We start from the raw sequence: 15,078 nt of genomic DNA, 5'->3' as shown, positions 1-15,078 counted from the left end.
CCGGTTTACTCGTGGTCCAGGAATCGGCGCGGTGTCAGCATTTTCAGCAAGGTGCTCGGCCTGCCGGGGACCATGAGCGCGCCGGTGCCGGTGGCGACCAGGATCAGTCTGCGGCAACGACGCGGATATTGAAACGCGAACTGCTGGGCCAGCGCTCCGCCCCAGGAGAAACCGCGGAAGTTCGGCATTGCCCAAGTCGCGGGCGCGCCGATTTCCGGCCGGGCGCACGCGTGCGCCATTGTCTCGGGAGGACGAAATCCCGTGGGCGAGTTGTCACGCGCGCAGCAATCGGCGATCCGGCTATCCCGTCGACGGACGCAATACCGCCGCCCCATACCAATGACACGCCAGCAGCGCCAGCTCCACGTCGAGCCGATCGTCGCCGATCGGCCGCCCACGCCGCGCGACGGCACGGCCGACGCGATACTTGACCGAGTTGAAATGCAGATCCACCTCCGCCGCCGCGGCCTTGTAGCTGGATCCGGTGCGCAGGAACACCCGTAAGGTGTCGCGCAGGCGTGCGTCGTTCTCGTTGTCGCAGGCCAGTTCTCCGAGCACGTCGTACACCCAGGCCCGAGCTTCACCGAGATCGGCGCCCAGCAGGGCTGCGGCGGCCAGCCCGGGATCACCTGCCGCGACGACGGTCGCTGTATGCAGTCCGCGAGCCAAGGCGACAGCGCGGGCGCGCTGGGCGCTCCGGTGCGAGTGCCGGAATCCGTCGAGACCCGCACCGACAGCGCCGATGGCGATACTCGGTGCACCCTGACGCGCGCCCGCGACCTTCCGAATATCGGCGACTCTGTCTCCCGGTTCGGCCCGATACGGCAGCCAGGCCCAGGCGCTGACCTGATCGGCCGCGACGATCAGGGGGGCCGCGGCAACGCCGACAGCGTCGGCCAACTCGCGAACCCAGCGCTGCAGCCGAGCTATGGCATCGGTGTCGGAGTCCGGGTACCACAGCACCAGCGCGAGGTGCTGCCAGCGCAGCGGATACCGGATGGCCTCGGTGACCGCGTCGACATCGATGCTGGTGCGGCCGTCGAGCACTTCCCGGACCCGGATCGCGCGAATGCTGTTCTGGTTCTCCAGCCAGCGCGCGCGTTCCTCGTCGTAGACGGCCACGACCTGCTCGGTGATGCGGTCGATGTACTCGAACAGGATCGCGGTGATGCGCTCGACGACGGTGATGCGCTCATCGGCCGGAATCGTGAGTGTGTGGAGTTCGGCGAACACCAGCTCCGTCATCCGGCGCTGGCCGAGACGATAGGCCCGGATCAGTGCGGTGGACGGAGTCCCTTGCTGCGCAAGCCGTCTGGCGTACTCGACCGCAGCGGGCGGAGCCTGGATTCCGGCGACCGGGAGGCCGTAGCGCAAGGCGTTGAGGATGGTCCCGACATTGGCTTCGACGCTGGCGCCGAGCAATTCGCCGGTGCGCGGGTCACCTCGCAATTCTGCGATATCGCCTTCCAGCGAGCTGCGGATGCCCGCGCTGACATCGCTCACCCGGCTGTTCATCCGGGTGGCTATCGCCGCGATGAAGCGGTCCTCATCGACGTCGTCGCGACGCACATTCGCCATACCTGCACCCTAGAACCGGCGTACATTGTCCGGGTCGCGATTTTCGATCTTCTTGTCTTCCCGAGACAAAGGTCGATCGAGACTTCATTACGGCGTAACAGCGACCGCGCAGCGTCCGCTCCCTATCGTGGTCCAGGTCACTGCGCCTGATTCCGAGGGCTTTGGATCACTTCACCGCTGGCTAGGACTGCTGATGAACTTCCCCGAACTACCGGACGTACGCGCCTTCGCGAATCCGGAGGCCCCGGCGATCGCCGACGACCATATGGAGCTGGACAACGCGGCGTTCCTCGACTCGGTCCGCCGCGCGGCGGCCACGCTGCGCGCGTGCGGCGTCGACCGCGGCGACGTGGTCGCGGTCATGCTGCCCAACACCGCCGACCTGATCGTGTGCCTGTTCGCGGCCTGGCGCCTCGGCGCGGCGGTCACCCCGATCAACCCGGCGCTGGCGCCCGCGGAAGTCGCCTACCAGCTCGCCGACGCCGATGCCGCCCTGCTCGTCACCGCGGAGCCGATCGCCGCGTCGCCGGTGCCGACGATTGTTCCGGTGTGGCAGTCGAGTGCCGCCGAATTCGATTCCGTGACCGATCCCGCCGCCTTCGACGAGCTGGCCTTGGCGCTGCTCATCTACACCAGCGGGACCACGGGCCGCCCCAAGGGCGTCATGCTCGATCACGCGAATCTGAATGCCATGTGCCGCATGGTGATCGACGGACTGTCGCTCGGTCCTGCCGATCGCAGCCTGTTGATCCTCCCGCTGTTCCACGTCAACGGCATCGTGGTCTCGGTACTCTCACCGCTGCTGGCCGGCGGAAGCACAACCGTCGCGGGCCGCTTCCGCGCCGAGGACTTCTTCGTACGGCTCGAATACAGCCGCGCGACCTACTTCTCGGCGGTACCGACGATCTACACGATGCTGTGCGATCTGCCCGCCGAGTTGCGACCGGACACCTCGGCGGTGCGGTTCGGGATCTGCGGTGCGGCGCCGGCGAGTGTGGAATTGCTGGACAAGTTCGAAACCCGTTACGGCATACCGATCATCGAGGGCTACGGGTTGTCCGAAGGCACGTGCGCCAGCACTCTCAATCCGCCGGCCGGTCCGCGTAAACCAGGCACCGTCGGACTTCCGCTGCCGGGCCAGCGGATTCGCATCGTCGCCGACGACGGCGCCGCGGTCGCCGCGGGCGAGCCCGGCGAGGTCATGGTGTCCGGGCCCAATGTCATGCGCGGCTATTTGAACAAGCCCGAGGAGACCGCGAAAACCTTGGTGGACGGCTGGCTGCGCACCGGCGATATCGGCTTCCTGGATTCCGACGGCTATCTCGTCCTGATCGATCGTGCCAAGGACATGATCATTCGCGGTGGCGAGAACATCTATCCGAAGGAGATCGAAACCGTCGCCTATCAGCTGCCGGAAATCGCCGAGGCGGCCGCCGTGGGCCGCGCCGACCAGGTGTTCGGCGAACAGCCGGTCCTGTTCGTCTCGCTCACCTCCGGCCACGCTCTGGTCGGCGGCGAGATCGACCGCCACCTGCGCGGCTCGCTGGCGAAATACAAGCTCCCCGTGACTATCACGGTACTCGACGCACTGCCCAAGAACCCAGTCGGCAAGATCGACAAGCCCGCATTGCGCAGGCTCGCCGCCGAGGCCGCGCGATGAGCACGGCGACCATCGTCGGCAGCGGGCCCAACGGTCTCGCCGCCGCCGTCGAATTGGCCCATGCCGGTGTCAACGTCACCGTGCTCGAGGCCGCGAACGAGATCGGGGGCGGCACTCGCACCTGCGAGGCCATCGTCCCGGGGTTGCTGCACGACCAATGCTCGGCCACCCACCCGATGGCTGTCGGATCCCCATTCTTGTCCGGGCTCGAGCTGGAACGCTACGGACTGTCATGGCGCACACCGGAAGTCGACTGCGTCCACCCGCTCGACGACGGCAGCGCGGGTGTACTGCACCGCGCCGTCGAGCAGACCGCGGCCGGGCTCGGCGGCGACGCCAACCTATGGCGACTGCTGTTCGAGCGGCCCTCGGCACGCTTCGACGCACTGGCCCAGGACATCATGGGCCCGCTACTGCGGTTCCCACGCCATCCGCTGACACTGGCACGATTCGGCATGCCGACCGTGCTCCCGGCCTCCACCCTCGCGCGGGCGTTCCGCACTGATCAAGCCCGCGCCCTGTTCGGGGGTGTCGCCGCCCACGCCTTCCGGCCCCTGCACTACCCCATGACCTCGGCGATCGGGCTCGGCATCCTCACCGCCGGACACCGCTACGGCTGGCCCGTCGCCGCGGGCGGGTCGCAATCGATCACCAATGCGCTCGCGGCGATGCTCGCCGACCTTGGCGGCAAGATCGAGACCGGCATCCGCGTCGATGCCGCGTCACAACTCCCGCCCGCCGACGTCACTCTCTTCGACCTCGCACCCGACGCCATCGCCGGAATTCTCGGCGACGGCCTCCCGCCGCGAATCGCCAGGGCCCTGCGGCGATTCCGGCAGGGACCGGGGGCCTTCAAGGTCGACTTCGCGGTACAGGGCGGCGTGCCGTGGACCAATCCGGACGCACACCGAGCCGGCACCGTGCACCTGGCGGGCACGTACGACGAACTCGCCGCCACCGAGCGCCGGATCCACGCCGGACGCATGCCGGAACGACCGTTCGTGCTCGTCGGCCAGCAATACCTCGCCGACCCCCAGCGCTCGGTCGGAGACATCCATCCGATCTGGAGCTACGCCCACGTGCCCAACGGATACACCGGCGACGCGACCGCGGCGATCATCGCCCAGATCGAACGCTTCGCACCAGGATTCAGCGACCGCATCATCGGCCACACCGTCCGCGATACCACCGCCATGGCCGCCTACAACCCCAACTACGTCGGCGGCGACATCATGACCGGTTCCAAGGACATCCGCCAACTCGTCTTCGGCCCCCGAATAACCCTGTCGCCGTATACGATCGGGCTCCCCGGAATGTACATCTGCTCGGCCGCCACCCCACCGGGACCCGGCGCCCACGGCATGTGCGGAGCCAACGCCGCCGAGGCGGCACTCCGATATCTCCGGCGCTGACACCCGCCCGGTCCCCGCAATACATGATGGCCATGTGGTCCGCGCGACCACGGTTCCCTCCGCGGCTAACCGGCGACGGATCCGTCGCCATGTTGAGCTCCCCAGGGACGTCAGCGAGGTCGTGAGATCACAAGGTCGGCAACCCAGCGATCACGGTCCCACCCGTTCCGCCCAGTCCAGCGGAAAGGACCTGGTAGCCATGCATTTTACGATGTTTCAGACGCCACCAGTTCGGCGCTATGCAGCCCACCTGTGCCGCAGGAATCCGCGAGGCAATCCCGACCTCTGCAAACACCAAATGACATTGCACTGGCAATCACCAGCGCGAAACCGACTCGAACCGGCCGCGAATCCGGACAACTCGGGAAACAGCCCGTCGTGGATGGTGGCCACCACCGTGGAGGTCGTCGGCGCATCCAGCGGAATCGACACCACCTGCGACAGACCGTCGTTCTCGGTGTAGATCGACTTCCCGTCCGCGGCCAGGGCAATCCCGTTGGGATAGGGCGTATTAGACCACCGCGGGTCGAATTCGCCCGTGGACGGCCGATACCGGCTCAGTCCCGCCGGCACCGGAATCGACAGGTTGGAAATGATCAGATCCCCATCGGGCAGCAACAGCAGCCCGTTCGGATACCACAGCCCGCTCAGCAGCGTGGTCACCGCGCCGGTCGACATACCACCGATCCTGAACAAGATCGGCTGCAGCGTAACGACGACTCACAGATCGTCGGGCAAGACCTGAAACGCGGAGTACCGACTCAGCGGCCGCAACACGCGAAAGTCTCTGCGGTCCAACGTCAGAATACGATCGGTGTCGAAGTGGTCGGCCAGCACCACGCAGGTTGCGTCGACGATATCGAGGTCGAGGTCATAGTAGGCAGAACGGATCTCCAACGCCGAACGCAACTGCGCCGCTCCGATTTCCCCGACAACCACCCGGGTGGCGGCAATTCGATCGGCCAACTTGCCGAGCACCGCATCGGCGACCTTCCGACCGGCACGCACCGTCGCCACGTGGTGCACCTCGGTCAATGCGAGCGGACTCACGACCAGTGCACTCGCAGCATCCGCCGCCCGCCGCACCGCGAAGTGTTCCGGATCCGAACGGTTGAACAACGCCAGCAGTCCCGAAGTATCCGCGACAACGATCATGCGGGCCGATTCATCGCGTCGTGGATATCATCCTTACCGATTGGACCACCCATATCGAACGTGTCCTCGTCCTCGACCAACGGCTCGTCCCACCGACGATGCCTCATGAGGTACTCGCGAACCGCATCCCGCGTGATCTCATGCTTGGAACGCCCTTCCACCTCAGCCTGCGCCTCTAGCGCGGCCTCCTCATCGCTGGGAAAACGCATAGTCCAGGCCATAGCTCAAGATACCACCCGTGATACCAGCCCCGCCCTCCGTCAATCGTGACGTTCAACCCTTCCCACCAGAGCACACTGCGGCCCAGACCGGCCCCCGGCCCCGCATCACCTCCTACGAAATCGGCACCCCCGTCGGCTCGGTGCGCGCTGCCGCCCAAGCGGTCAGCCGCGTCCTCGCACACGCGGCGCAGCAAATCCGGCTGCTCGCCGTACTGCCGATAGCGGGAGTTGCCTGTTCCGGGTGTCGTTGCATGGGCGGCCACCGCCAGCTCGAGATGTCCGGCGGGTGCCCACTGGCTTGACCCAGAGTTTCGGCCCCGCTGCCGTGGGGTGGTTCGGGTTGATCATGGTTAGGGCCACTTTCGAAGCAGCCGCAGACACCCGGTCATAGGTCCGAAGTTGGTCGAACGTCCGCGACCGCGGTGATGTCCGGCCCGGCGCCGGGCAGCGCTTTTCGCCACGATTCAGGGTACTTGGGCACCATGGTTCCAGGAGGAGGAACCATGACAACGCCCGCTACCGGCGCACCCAAGCGGCCAGCGCCACTGAAGATCGACGCAGCCACCGACGAACTTATCTCCCAGGCAGCCCACTTCCTCGGAATGACCAAGAAGGACTTCGTCGCCGAGGCTGCTCGTGTGTACCTGGAACAGAAGAGACAGGAGATCCGCCGCGGCATGATCGAGTCGATGAAAGTCCTCGACGGGTCCCTCGGCGCCAGCGTCGCCATGCTGACCGGCCTATCCCCCCAGCAGATCGAAGAACTCGGAGGCGTCGGCGACTGGGAGGAATGAGACGATGACCGTGCGGCCGACACTGCGCTGCGTGCGCGAGGACCTGTGTCTTCCACTTCCTCCCGTCAACGTCCCGCTGGACCGGATCGATCACCCGATCCTGGCCAAGGCACGAGAACAGTTCGCCAACCCCGACACTCCACACGAGCGCATCCGCGCCATCGACGACACAATCCTGTTCAAGGTCAAGGTGAACCGTTGGCGAGGAGCTGTCTACCTCGACGAGCCGGACGCCGAGATTCCGGCCTGGCTCGTCTGCGCCGGAACTCGCGAAGACGGTTCCACCAACGACTTCTACGCAGCCCTGCAGCATCAATGCCAGACCGCTCGACAGCGCTACAACGCCGCACACGACAAGCCACTCACTACCGATACCCATAGCCGACATTTGTTGCCGGACAACGACGATCACGACCGATACGGCTCGAAGCAGCCACCCGATTCGCGCTCCGGTTGACCACGACGATCACCGAACTCGTCATCGGATCACTGCACGACGGCCACGAACACGCCGTCGATCTGGCCGGATTCCGCCTCGGCGTCCAGATTCGCGCGGACCACGGCCACGAAACCTATGTGGCCACCCAATCTCACCGCCGTCATCCTGCACCGAGTCCCCGGCTGCGCACCCGATGGCTGGTTTCCCGAATCCTCCCTCCCCGAACGCGAACTCATGCCCGCCGAACAGGTCTGGTCCAACCTCATGGACCCCAAACAAGCCGCTCGGCTCCTGGCACGAGACGACTGACACCGCGCCACGTCGTTGCCACTTCGACCGGGTCCCTTCGTGGTTGACCGTACGACTCGCCTCATCCCGTGACGCGAGCGGAACTTCGCTCGCGCTCACGGACCAGGCGTGCGGTTCTGTCCGCCCACTCGACCGGGCCCCGGCCAGCCGTGCGCCAGCACCAGTTCCGGGGTGCTGCTTTCCGGCGTGTGGACGACACCCTACGGCTCACCCGCCCCGCGGCCACCCGCAAAGCGGGCCTGCCGACCGTCGATGCCTTCCAGCGCGTATCCGCACCACCCTTCGCCACTCTGGGTGATGCGATAGCCCATCATGCCGTCCTTTGACCCGAGCGGTGAGGTGGTCACTCCCGGGGGCAACGGTGCGTACGACAGCAGTGTCCAAGCGAGAGTCCTGCCTTCCGGGACATCGGCATCGGTGAAAAACTCAGGCAGGCAGTCGGTTTCTCCGCGGTCACCCATGATCGAGGTGACCGCGGACCAACTGTCGGGGTGATAGTCCACCGGAACCGGCAACGAGTGCTTCCGCTCCGCCGCCCGCGCCCGGCCGCACGCGCTCGACGCCGCCTTCCGGCACCGAGATTCCCAGGCCACCAACGGAATATAGGCGGCGAACCAGTGCCCCACCATGTCCCAGACCCAGGGCCGGTGTGACTCCGGGAGCATCGTCACCCGCCGATCCACCACCCTGTCGATGAAACCACCGGGAGTATCCGCACCCTGAAACCCCTTCCCCAAGTACGCAACCAGATCCTCGGCCACGGCGACCGCATCGGGGTCGGACGCCCGCACCCAGTCGGAATACACGGTCGAGTACATCGGGTCGGACGGCGGAGAGAACGACATGAGCGCGATTGTGGCAGAGGACACCGACAACGCCGAACGGCTCGACCTGGACGCTAGTCGGTGGTGACCGCGAGTAGGCCGAAGCGGTTGACAGCCGCATGATGGTGCCCGTCGACGCTGGTGATGACCACTTCGGCCGGGTTGGTCAGCGCTATGCAGCAGAAGTTTCCGGCGTCGGGGTGGATCGTCAGGGACAGGAAGCGCTGATTGTTGGCGCGCTGCCATTCGTCCAGGGCGGCGTACAGGCCTCGCATGGAAGGGTTTTCGAAGTAGACGAGGTTGTGCTTGTTCACGTCGGACATGTCTCGATGGTGCCCGCTGACCGCCCTGCCGCGCGAGCGGTTCCCGCAGGAGATCATGGCGTCGTGCGCCAGCGGCGGGGATCGCGTCGGCGGCTAGCCGGTTAGGCTGCACCGATGTGTGCCGGTGAGCTATTGGTGAGCGTGGCCGTCGCCGTCGGGGCGACGCTGGTGTCGGTCGCACTGATATAGCGGATCTCGCAGCGGGTGCTCGACGTGCGGGTCGGATCGTGCGGTCGGTGCTGGCCTCGATCGTCGCGCTGGGCGTCGGGCTCGGGTTCGAGTCGCAGGTGGTGTAGACCCAGAATGCCGATCGGCCGACCTTCGTCCCCCAGCAGATCGGCATCATCCTGCTCGTGGCCGTGTTGTTCCTGATCGTCGCGGAGATCCTGGTCCCCCATGGCAGCCTGGCGCGGCCGGACCGGATGGTGCGGGCGGCTCGGCTGCGCGTGCGACAGGCACGGGCTGGCGGTGCATCGCAGCTCTGACGAGGCGTGGAAGTTGCGTGACTGCGCGGTTCGAGTGTCCCACTCCCCTACGTGGAGGATGCGGTCCACCAGGCCGGGCGAACCTGCACCAGCCCATCGTTCACCAGAAAGCCGAAAGGGGCTCACCCAAGCCAGCGAGCGAACGCTGGTTTGAATAGGCCCCTTCTGGTGGCTCTAGCTGGGATCGAACCAGCGACCCCTCGCGTGTGAAGCGAGTGCTCTCCCGCTGAGCTATAGAACCGGGTCTCGCCGCCGAAGCGGCTGTCCGGCTCGGGGTTTCCCGTGCCGGAGTGAGACAACACTAGCGCGTTACCCCGTCTGTTTGCCAAATCGACGCCGGGGTGGCGGGGCGGTCAGCGTTCGGGGAGGGGTGGGGTGGGGGTGAAGGTGACGGGGAGGGCGAGGAGGGCGCGGTGGAAGGGGCCTGGGCGCCAGGACAATTCGGAGGCGGGGACGGCGAGGTGGAGTTCGGGGATGGCGTCGAGGAGTTGGTCGACGGCTTCCTGGGCGATGAGGTAGGCGAGGGAGCTGGCGGGGCAGGCGTGGGGGCCGACGCCCCACGCGAGGTGGGAGCGGTTGCCGGAGAACCCGGTGCCGCGGATGGTGGGGTCGGTGTTGCAGGCGGCCATGGAGATGACGACCGGCTGGTGGGGCGGGAGCCAGGTGTCGTCGATGAGGACCTGCTGGGGCGGGAAGCTGATGCAGAAGTTGGCCATCGGCGGGTCGTTGAAGAGGACTTCGTCGAGGGCGTCCCGGGTGGAGAGGCTGCCGCCGAGGGCGCTACCGCGGAAGCGGTCGTCGAGGAGCAGCAGAACCAGGGTGTTGACGATCAGGTTCTGTTGCGGCTCGATGCCCGCGCCGTAGAGGGTGGCCAGCTGGTGCACCAGCTCGGTGTCGGTGAGGCCGGTGGGGTGGTGCAGCATGCGGGTGGTGACGTCCTGGGCGGGGTGGGCGCGTTTGTGCTGGGTCAGTCGCAGCAGGGCGTCGATGAGCAGCTTGTTGCCGTGTTCGGCGCCGACGCCCTCGAAGATGGCGCGGAACCCCTCGGCCGCCTGCGCCGCGATCTCGACCGGGCATCCGAGCAGGGTGTTGAGCACCTGGAAGGCCAGCGGAAAAGCGTAGTCGCGCACCAGGTCTGCCGATCCTGCCGCGCAGAACGAGTTGATCAGCGACACCGCGACCCGCTCGACGGTGCCCTGCAACCCGAAATGGTCGATGCCGGCGAGCCCGGCGGTATTGGTCTGCCGATACCGCGCGTGCTCGGATCCCGCGCTGCGCAACGCATTCGGCCGCCACTGCATCATCGGCAGCACCGGGCAGTCCGCGGGCACGCCCGCCTGCCAGGCTCGCGGATCGGCGGGGAACCGGTCGGGATCGTTGAGAATCCTTACCGCCGTGCGATATCCGACCACCAGCGTGGCCGGCACCCCCGGCGCGAGCTCCACCGGAACCAAAGACCCGTACTGCTCCCGCATCTCGCGATAGACCCGGTGCGGGTCGGCGGCGAACTCGGGGGTGTACATCGGTACGCGCGTACCGACTTGCTCTGACATCGAACCCACTTCACACGGTGCGCAACACTCCACCGCCGCCGAACAGCGCACATCCCGGATGCGGAAGATCAACACTACCGACGGGACCGCATCGGCGCGCGCCGTTTCGACGACCCCGCGCTCAGAGACCGATTTCGCGAAAGTGATTGACAGCGGCGAGCCGCAGGAGCAGGCTCTACGAGGCGCAATTGTTGCTCGATAATTGCTGCGATATCCCGGCTGTCGGCGTTCCCGCCCGGTTGGTGAACGCCGGTCGACAGCGCTCGGAGATTCGGCGGACGCGGACGCGTCCTTTTTCCTTCAGTTCGGACCCGAGACCTACCGATTCGGAGGTTGGAATGTCTAGCAAGCACGGCCGAAAACCCAGCCAGATCGCCGACAAGGCCAAGAAGGGCATGAAGGGCCAGGCGCAGCGCGTGGAATCCGATATGGACCAGATGGCCGACGACGCCCGGCGCGACATGGACCGCCTGGGCGCCGGCATCAAACGGGAAGCCCAGCAGGCACGGTCGGACGCACAGGGCCTGGACAAGGAGATGAAGCGCAAGCTCCAGCATCGCTGACCCGGTGACGCGAATGGCCGGTCCGCCTGGCGGACCGGCCATTTCGCCTGTCGACGGGACCCTGATCGTGGATCATGAGTGCGGGTCACGAACCACACAGGCGGACGCAACCGCAGGGCTTCGGTGATGATCCGCCCGGTCACCGGCAGATGGGTTAGGTCGCCATAGCCGGCGGCCCGTCCGGCCAGGACCGAATCAACCTCCGCCCGCCGACGCGTGGTGAAGATCTCGGCCAGCGCCGCCCGCCGATGCCAGCCGCTCGGGTCAGAGGCGAAGCCGCGCGATCACGGCACGATGATCGGTGTCCGGGATCGTGTACGAGGACAGGGCGACCGCGTGTCCCTGCGCGATGAGGATGCGGTCGATGCCGATCACCGGCCCCCACCGGCGGTCGGTCGGCCAGGTCGGGAGGGCGCCGACGCCGAGGAGTTCGGCGGAGTCGGCGTAGCGGCCGCTGACCAGGTTTCGGTAGGCGGCGTGGTCGTAGGTGGAGTTGAAGTCGCCGCCGGCCACGACCTGGCCGGTCGTCTGGTCGAGGATGTCCCGGATGCGGCCGAGTTCGTGCGCCCACACCCCGGCGTTCAACGTCGGCGGGATCGGGTGCAGCGCGAACACCGTCACCGGGCCGCGGCCGGGGTGAATCATGGTGGCCCGCAGATTGTTCAGCCAGAAGCCGTCGAACTTGACACCGTCCTCCAAGGGGTAGCGGCTGAAGATGCCGGTGCCCTGTCCAGCACTGGAGGACGGCGCGGTGAACCGGTGCGGCAGCAGGTCGGCCAGTCCGGCGGTGTCGAGCTTGCTCAGGAGTTCCGGAGTCAGTTCTTCGACGGTCAGGACCTCGACCTCGCGCTCGCGCACCGCCCGCACCACCGCCTCGGCCGAGCCGTGGCCGAACAGCAGGTTCGACTGCATCATCACCAGATCCGTACCGGGCGGGGCACTCCCGTCCGGCCACAGCATCGGCGCCTGCGACCACAGCGCGGTGGCCGAGACCAGCACGGCCACCGCGGCGCTCACCCACCGCCGGGCCAGTCCGAGCACCACGACCGCGACCAGCGCGCCGACCATCAGGTACGACGCGAATGACGCCGCCAGCACGGCCGGTTCCCATACCCGCGAGTTGTAGTGCAGCCCGATCCCGGCCACGCCCGCGGCGAGCAGCAGCCATCCGAGCACCGGCAGCACCCACCGGAGCAGGCCGCGGCGGCGTGCGATCGGCTCGACGGCAGCCTGCTGCTGCCCCAACGCGTTGACCATTCAGTCCTCCCCTATTCGCCGATCACGCTACGCGATGCCGGTCCGATCCATGAAAACCGACCCTATTTCCGACAATTAAGATTGTTGCCGGATACTCGCCGAGTTCGATCGAATGGCGTCGAACTCTTGATGAAATTAACTTTCCACCGTAAATATCTAATTGCAGTTAACGATCTGCCAGAACTGCCCCCTGACCGGCCATCGATACCAAACTGTTATTTCGAATACCAGCCGCCGCATGATGCGAACAGGTTACATTTCAAACCCCTGAAGTTGCGGCACACCCCACCGGGAACGTGCTGTTGCTTCACTATTTCGGGAGTTAGTTATGAGAACGACCGCCTCCACACTGCTTCGTGCCGGTATTGTTTCTCCGGTGGCTCTGGCCACTGTTTTCTGTTTGGCCGCGCCCGCGAATGCGGCGCCCGTCACCGTGAACTGGAGTTGTCAGGGCACGATCTTCGGCATCGGCCAGACCTCGAGCATGACCACCACGGTCACCGGCACCGCGCCGGGCTCGGCGGCGTCGGGATCGGCCGTGGCCATCACCCTCACCCCGGGCTCCTCCACGGTCCCCAGTTCGGCCTCGGGCTTCTCCGTGACGAACATCAGCAACCTGAAGATGACCTTCCCGACCCCGGCGAACTCGACGCTGGTCTCGGCCACCGCCTCCGGCGGCACCGTGGCCGGCACCGTGTCCACCTCGGGCGGGAATGTCGTTCTGACCGTGCCGGGTCCGATCGCGGGCGGCACCAGCTTCACCCCACCGGCGGTGACCATCAATGTCACAGCCGGAAGCCCGGGCACCCCGATCACGAGTCAGTACGCGGGAACGAGTTACGCCAACCCGGGCATGACCATGACGACCAAGGTGGCGTTCATCGGCAATGTCGCGACCTCGTGCTACCCGAACCCGTCCCCGACGCTGACCACCACGACCGTCAGCTGAGTCCGTGAAAATGCCTGGACCGGGCTGTTTCCGCCAGCCCGGTTCAGGTTCCGCCCATCGGATGGGGTCCCTGTATTGTCCACCGAACCCGCTCGGATGGCAGTGGAGCTCCGAAAAGCCCTGGAGCACTACCACGGAACGGTCGAGGATCTGGCACGTGAACTGCTTCGGCTGCTGGGGGTGAACGAGACCGACCGGCGCGCACTGGAAATCGTCCTCGTCGGCGGACGGTCGACGACACCGGGCATGCTGGCCGAGCGGCTCGGCCTGACCGCCGCGGGCGCCACCGTCCTGCTCAACCGGCTGGAGAAGCAGGGCTATGTCACGCGCTCACTGCACCCCACTGATCGCCGCCGCGTGATCGTGGTGGCCACCGATCTGACCGCGCGCCGCGTGCGCGAGCTCATCCGCCCGCTCGCCGAGGAGAGCTTCAAGATGATGCTGAACCGGTACGACCTCGACGAGCTCGAACTGATCGCGGGATTCCTGGGCCGGGTCGGCGAACTGCAGCGCCTGCACCGGGAACGGCTGCGCGATATGGATCCCTACCCGCGGTGATGACGCATGGCCGCGACGACCTCGTCCGGTGAGGCCGCCATCGTCCGCGTGGAGAACACCGCCGGACTGAAGCCGAGGCCCTGATTCAGCCGCCCGAGCACGCGGATCAACAGCGAGGAGCGGGCCAGGAACGCCGCCGGATCCCACAGCGCCACATCGACGAACGGCTGCCCGCCGATGCTCGACACCTGCACACGGTCGACGTCGGCCCAGTCGACCGACCCCAGCCGGCGATGCGTGAAGCCCCGATCGGTGATGACCAGCTCCGGCTTGCGCCGCGGCAATTGCAGCACCAGCAGCACCCAGCAGGAGCCGAAGAACGCGAACGCCATCGCGCCCACCACCATCGAGCTCGCCTCGGTGGTCAGCATGAGCACGCACCCCACCAGGACGAAGAACCCCGCCCCCGCCGCCAGCAGCAGCGTGCGCAGTATCGACGACTTGTAAACCGTTGTCGTCTCCAGCTTTCCGCCCCGCCCGTCGGATTCAGTCACCGCACTCCACCTGACTAGCCCTCACCACCACTACGGCGTCAGTATGCGTCACCCGCACCGCCGGGAAAAACCGAGCACACCCCACGGCTGGTCGCATCTAGAGCTTCGGAATTCCGAGCAGCCCGCCGAGGCAGCCGCTGGGCCCGGTCAACATGCCGATCGATAGCCGGTAGTCGCCACCGGTCAGCTTGCACAGCAGCATCGCCGTCGCCAGGTCCAGTCCCGCCGAACCGGTGCCGAACCCGGTCTGCGCGATAGTGGACGATCCCGCATCCACGATGGGAGCGCCGGCCGGCGCATCCGCGGAAGCCGTTGCCGCCGCTCCCAGCGCCGACAGCAGGAGGCCACCGGAGAGGCCCACCGCTACGGCCGATCTCACCAGAGCGTGCGTCATGTCGACCCATCTTTCGTCGCGAAAACCTGTGAGCCGCAACGCTAGTCGTCGATCCGACGGATGAAACGCCCATATTTCTGCGGGCGACGGGAAGATCCGCAGACAACGGT

Annotated in this window: 18 protein-coding genes, 1 tRNA gene and 1 pseudogene; 7 read left to right on the top strand and 13 right to left on the bottom strand. The window is 66.6% G+C overall.

Features of this window, described 5'->3' with window-relative positions; genetic code table 11:
• Nucleotides 1-14: 14 nt before the first annotated feature.
• Both ACFV4K_RS29060 and ACFV4K_RS29055 read right to left on the bottom strand, forming a co-directional pair.
• Nucleotides 15-173: pseudogene (locus ACFV4K_RS29060) on the bottom strand (alpha/beta fold hydrolase); the annotation flags it as partial.
• 127 nt (nucleotides 174-300) lie between these two features.
• Nucleotides 301-1,578, bottom strand: a complete 1,278-nt coding sequence (locus tag ACFV4K_RS29055; RefSeq protein ID WP_379279206.1) for a PucR family transcriptional regulator — start codon at nucleotides 1,576-1,578, stop codon at nucleotides 301-303.
• A 193-nt stretch (nucleotides 1,579-1,771) separates the two neighbouring features.
• Between ACFV4K_RS29055 and ACFV4K_RS29050 the strand changes: the two genes are divergently transcribed.
• Both ACFV4K_RS29050 and ACFV4K_RS29045 read left to right on the top strand, forming a co-directional pair.
• Nucleotides 1,772-3,238 carry a class I adenylate-forming enzyme family protein gene (locus ACFV4K_RS29050; protein ID WP_379279205.1) on the top strand — a complete coding sequence of 489 codons (1,467 nt, stop codon included), beginning with the start codon at nucleotides 1,772-1,774 and terminating at the stop codon, nucleotides 3,236-3,238.
• Entirely contained in the window at nucleotides 3,235-4,650 is a 1,416-nt protein-coding gene (locus tag ACFV4K_RS29045) for a phytoene desaturase family protein (protein ID WP_379279204.1), read from the top strand. Before ACFV4K_RS29050 ends, ACFV4K_RS29045 begins: the two co-directional genes overlap by 4 nt.
• 237 nt (nucleotides 4,651-4,887) lie before the next feature.
• Here the strand turns inward: ACFV4K_RS29045 and ACFV4K_RS29040 are convergent, their stop codons facing one another.
• Genes ACFV4K_RS29040 through ACFV4K_RS29030 form a run of 3 tightly spaced genes read right to left on the bottom strand, consistent with a single transcriptional unit; the run spans nucleotide 4,888 to nucleotide 6,014 of the window.
• The gene (locus ACFV4K_RS29040) at nucleotides 4,888-5,328 is read right to left on the bottom strand and encodes a hypothetical protein (protein ID WP_379279203.1); all 441 of its coding nucleotides are present in this window, start codon (nucleotides 5,326-5,328) and stop codon (nucleotides 4,888-4,890) included.
• A 42-nt stretch (nucleotides 5,329-5,370) separates the two neighbouring features.
• The gene (locus ACFV4K_RS29035; protein WP_379279202.1) at nucleotides 5,371-5,805 is read right to left on the bottom strand and encodes a PIN domain-containing protein; all 435 of its coding nucleotides are present in this window, start codon (nucleotides 5,803-5,805) and stop codon (nucleotides 5,371-5,373) included.
• Entirely contained in the window at nucleotides 5,802-6,014 is a 213-nt protein-coding gene (locus tag ACFV4K_RS29030) for a ribbon-helix-helix protein, CopG family (RefSeq protein WP_379279201.1), read from the bottom strand. The genes ACFV4K_RS29035 and ACFV4K_RS29030 overlap by 4 nt, the downstream gene beginning before the upstream one ends.
• Nucleotides 6,015-6,529: 515 nt before the next feature.
• Between ACFV4K_RS29030 and ACFV4K_RS29025 the strand changes: the two genes are divergently transcribed.
• Nucleotides 6,530-6,820: a hypothetical protein gene (locus ACFV4K_RS29025; protein ID WP_379279200.1), complete on the top strand. Its 291-nt coding sequence runs from the start codon at nucleotides 6,530-6,532 to the stop codon at nucleotides 6,818-6,820.
• Nucleotides 6,821-6,824: 4 nt separating this feature from the next.
• Nucleotides 6,825-7,277 (top strand): hypothetical protein, encoded by a 453-nt coding sequence (locus ACFV4K_RS29020; protein ID WP_379279199.1) that lies wholly within the window; start codon nucleotides 6,825-6,827, stop codon nucleotides 7,275-7,277.
• Between the two features lie 491 nt (nucleotides 7,278-7,768).
• Here the strand turns inward: ACFV4K_RS29020 and ACFV4K_RS29015 are convergent, their stop codons facing one another.
• The 5 genes from ACFV4K_RS29015 to ACFV4K_RS28995 form a co-directional block, all read right to left on the bottom strand.
• The gene (locus ACFV4K_RS29015; protein ID WP_379279198.1) at nucleotides 7,769-8,413 is read right to left on the bottom strand and encodes a hypothetical protein; all 645 of its coding nucleotides are present in this window, start codon (nucleotides 8,411-8,413) and stop codon (nucleotides 7,769-7,771) included.
• Nucleotides 8,414-8,466: 53 nt separating this feature from the next.
• On the bottom strand, nucleotides 8,467-8,715 hold the full coding sequence (locus ACFV4K_RS29010) for a hypothetical protein (protein WP_379279197.1): 249 nt from the start codon (nucleotides 8,713-8,715) through the stop codon (nucleotides 8,467-8,469).
• A 101-nt stretch (nucleotides 8,716-8,816) separates the two neighbouring features.
• A complete protein-coding gene (locus tag ACFV4K_RS29005; RefSeq protein ID WP_379279196.1) occupies nucleotides 8,817-9,269 on the bottom strand; it encodes a hypothetical protein in 453 nt (150 codons plus the stop codon).
• Nucleotides 9,270-9,366: 97 nt separating this feature from the next.
• A tRNA-Val gene (locus ACFV4K_RS29000) sits at nucleotides 9,367-9,441 on the bottom strand.
• Between the two features lie 112 nt (nucleotides 9,442-9,553).
• Nucleotides 9,554-10,723, bottom strand: a complete 1,170-nt coding sequence (locus ACFV4K_RS28995) for a cytochrome P450 (RefSeq protein ID WP_379279195.1) — start codon at nucleotides 10,721-10,723, stop codon at nucleotides 9,554-9,556.
• A gap of 368 nt (nucleotides 10,724-11,091) precedes the next feature.
• On the opposite strand from ACFV4K_RS28995, the gene ACFV4K_RS28990 reads away from it, so the two are divergent.
• Entirely contained in the window at nucleotides 11,092-11,316 is a 225-nt protein-coding gene (locus ACFV4K_RS28990; protein WP_379279194.1) for a hypothetical protein, read from the top strand.
• Between the two features lie 264 nt (nucleotides 11,317-11,580).
• Here ACFV4K_RS28990 and ACFV4K_RS28985 read toward each other — a convergent pair whose 3' ends face one another.
• Nucleotides 11,581-12,573 carry an endonuclease/exonuclease/phosphatase family protein gene (locus tag ACFV4K_RS28985; RefSeq protein ID WP_379279193.1) on the bottom strand — a complete coding sequence of 331 codons (993 nt, stop codon included), beginning with the start codon at nucleotides 12,571-12,573 and terminating at the stop codon, nucleotides 11,581-11,583.
• 376 nt (nucleotides 12,574-12,949) lie between these two features.
• Between ACFV4K_RS28985 and ACFV4K_RS28980 the strand changes: the two genes are divergently transcribed.
• Both ACFV4K_RS28980 and ACFV4K_RS28975 read left to right on the top strand, forming a co-directional pair.
• The gene (locus ACFV4K_RS28980) at nucleotides 12,950-13,522 is read left to right on the top strand and encodes a hypothetical protein (RefSeq protein WP_379279192.1); all 573 of its coding nucleotides are present in this window, start codon (nucleotides 12,950-12,952) and stop codon (nucleotides 13,520-13,522) included.
• Between the two features lie 96 nt (nucleotides 13,523-13,618).
• Nucleotides 13,619-14,080 (top strand): MarR family winged helix-turn-helix transcriptional regulator, encoded by a 462-nt coding sequence (locus ACFV4K_RS28975; RefSeq protein ID WP_379279191.1) that lies wholly within the window; start codon nucleotides 13,619-13,621, stop codon nucleotides 14,078-14,080.
• Here ACFV4K_RS28975 and ACFV4K_RS28970 read toward each other — a convergent pair.
• Together ACFV4K_RS28970 and ACFV4K_RS28965 are read right to left on the bottom strand one after the other, a co-directional pair.
• Nucleotides 14,068-14,574, bottom strand: coding sequence for an STM3941 family protein (locus ACFV4K_RS28970; RefSeq protein ID WP_379279190.1), 507 nt, complete (start codon nucleotides 14,572-14,574; stop codon nucleotides 14,068-14,070). The genes ACFV4K_RS28975 and ACFV4K_RS28970 overlap by 13 nt on opposite strands.
• Nucleotides 14,575-14,671: 97 nt before the next feature.
• Nucleotides 14,672-15,078, bottom strand: a 407-nt coding sequence (locus ACFV4K_RS28965; protein ID WP_379279189.1) for a hypothetical protein, incomplete at its 5' end; no start/stop codon positions are given.

Source organism: Nocardia sp. NPDC059764 (assembly GCF_042732555.1).
Taxonomy (GTDB): Bacteria; Actinomycetota; Actinomycetes; order Mycobacteriales; family Mycobacteriaceae; genus Nocardia.
This window is presented reverse-complemented; position numbering and strand designations above follow the sequence as displayed.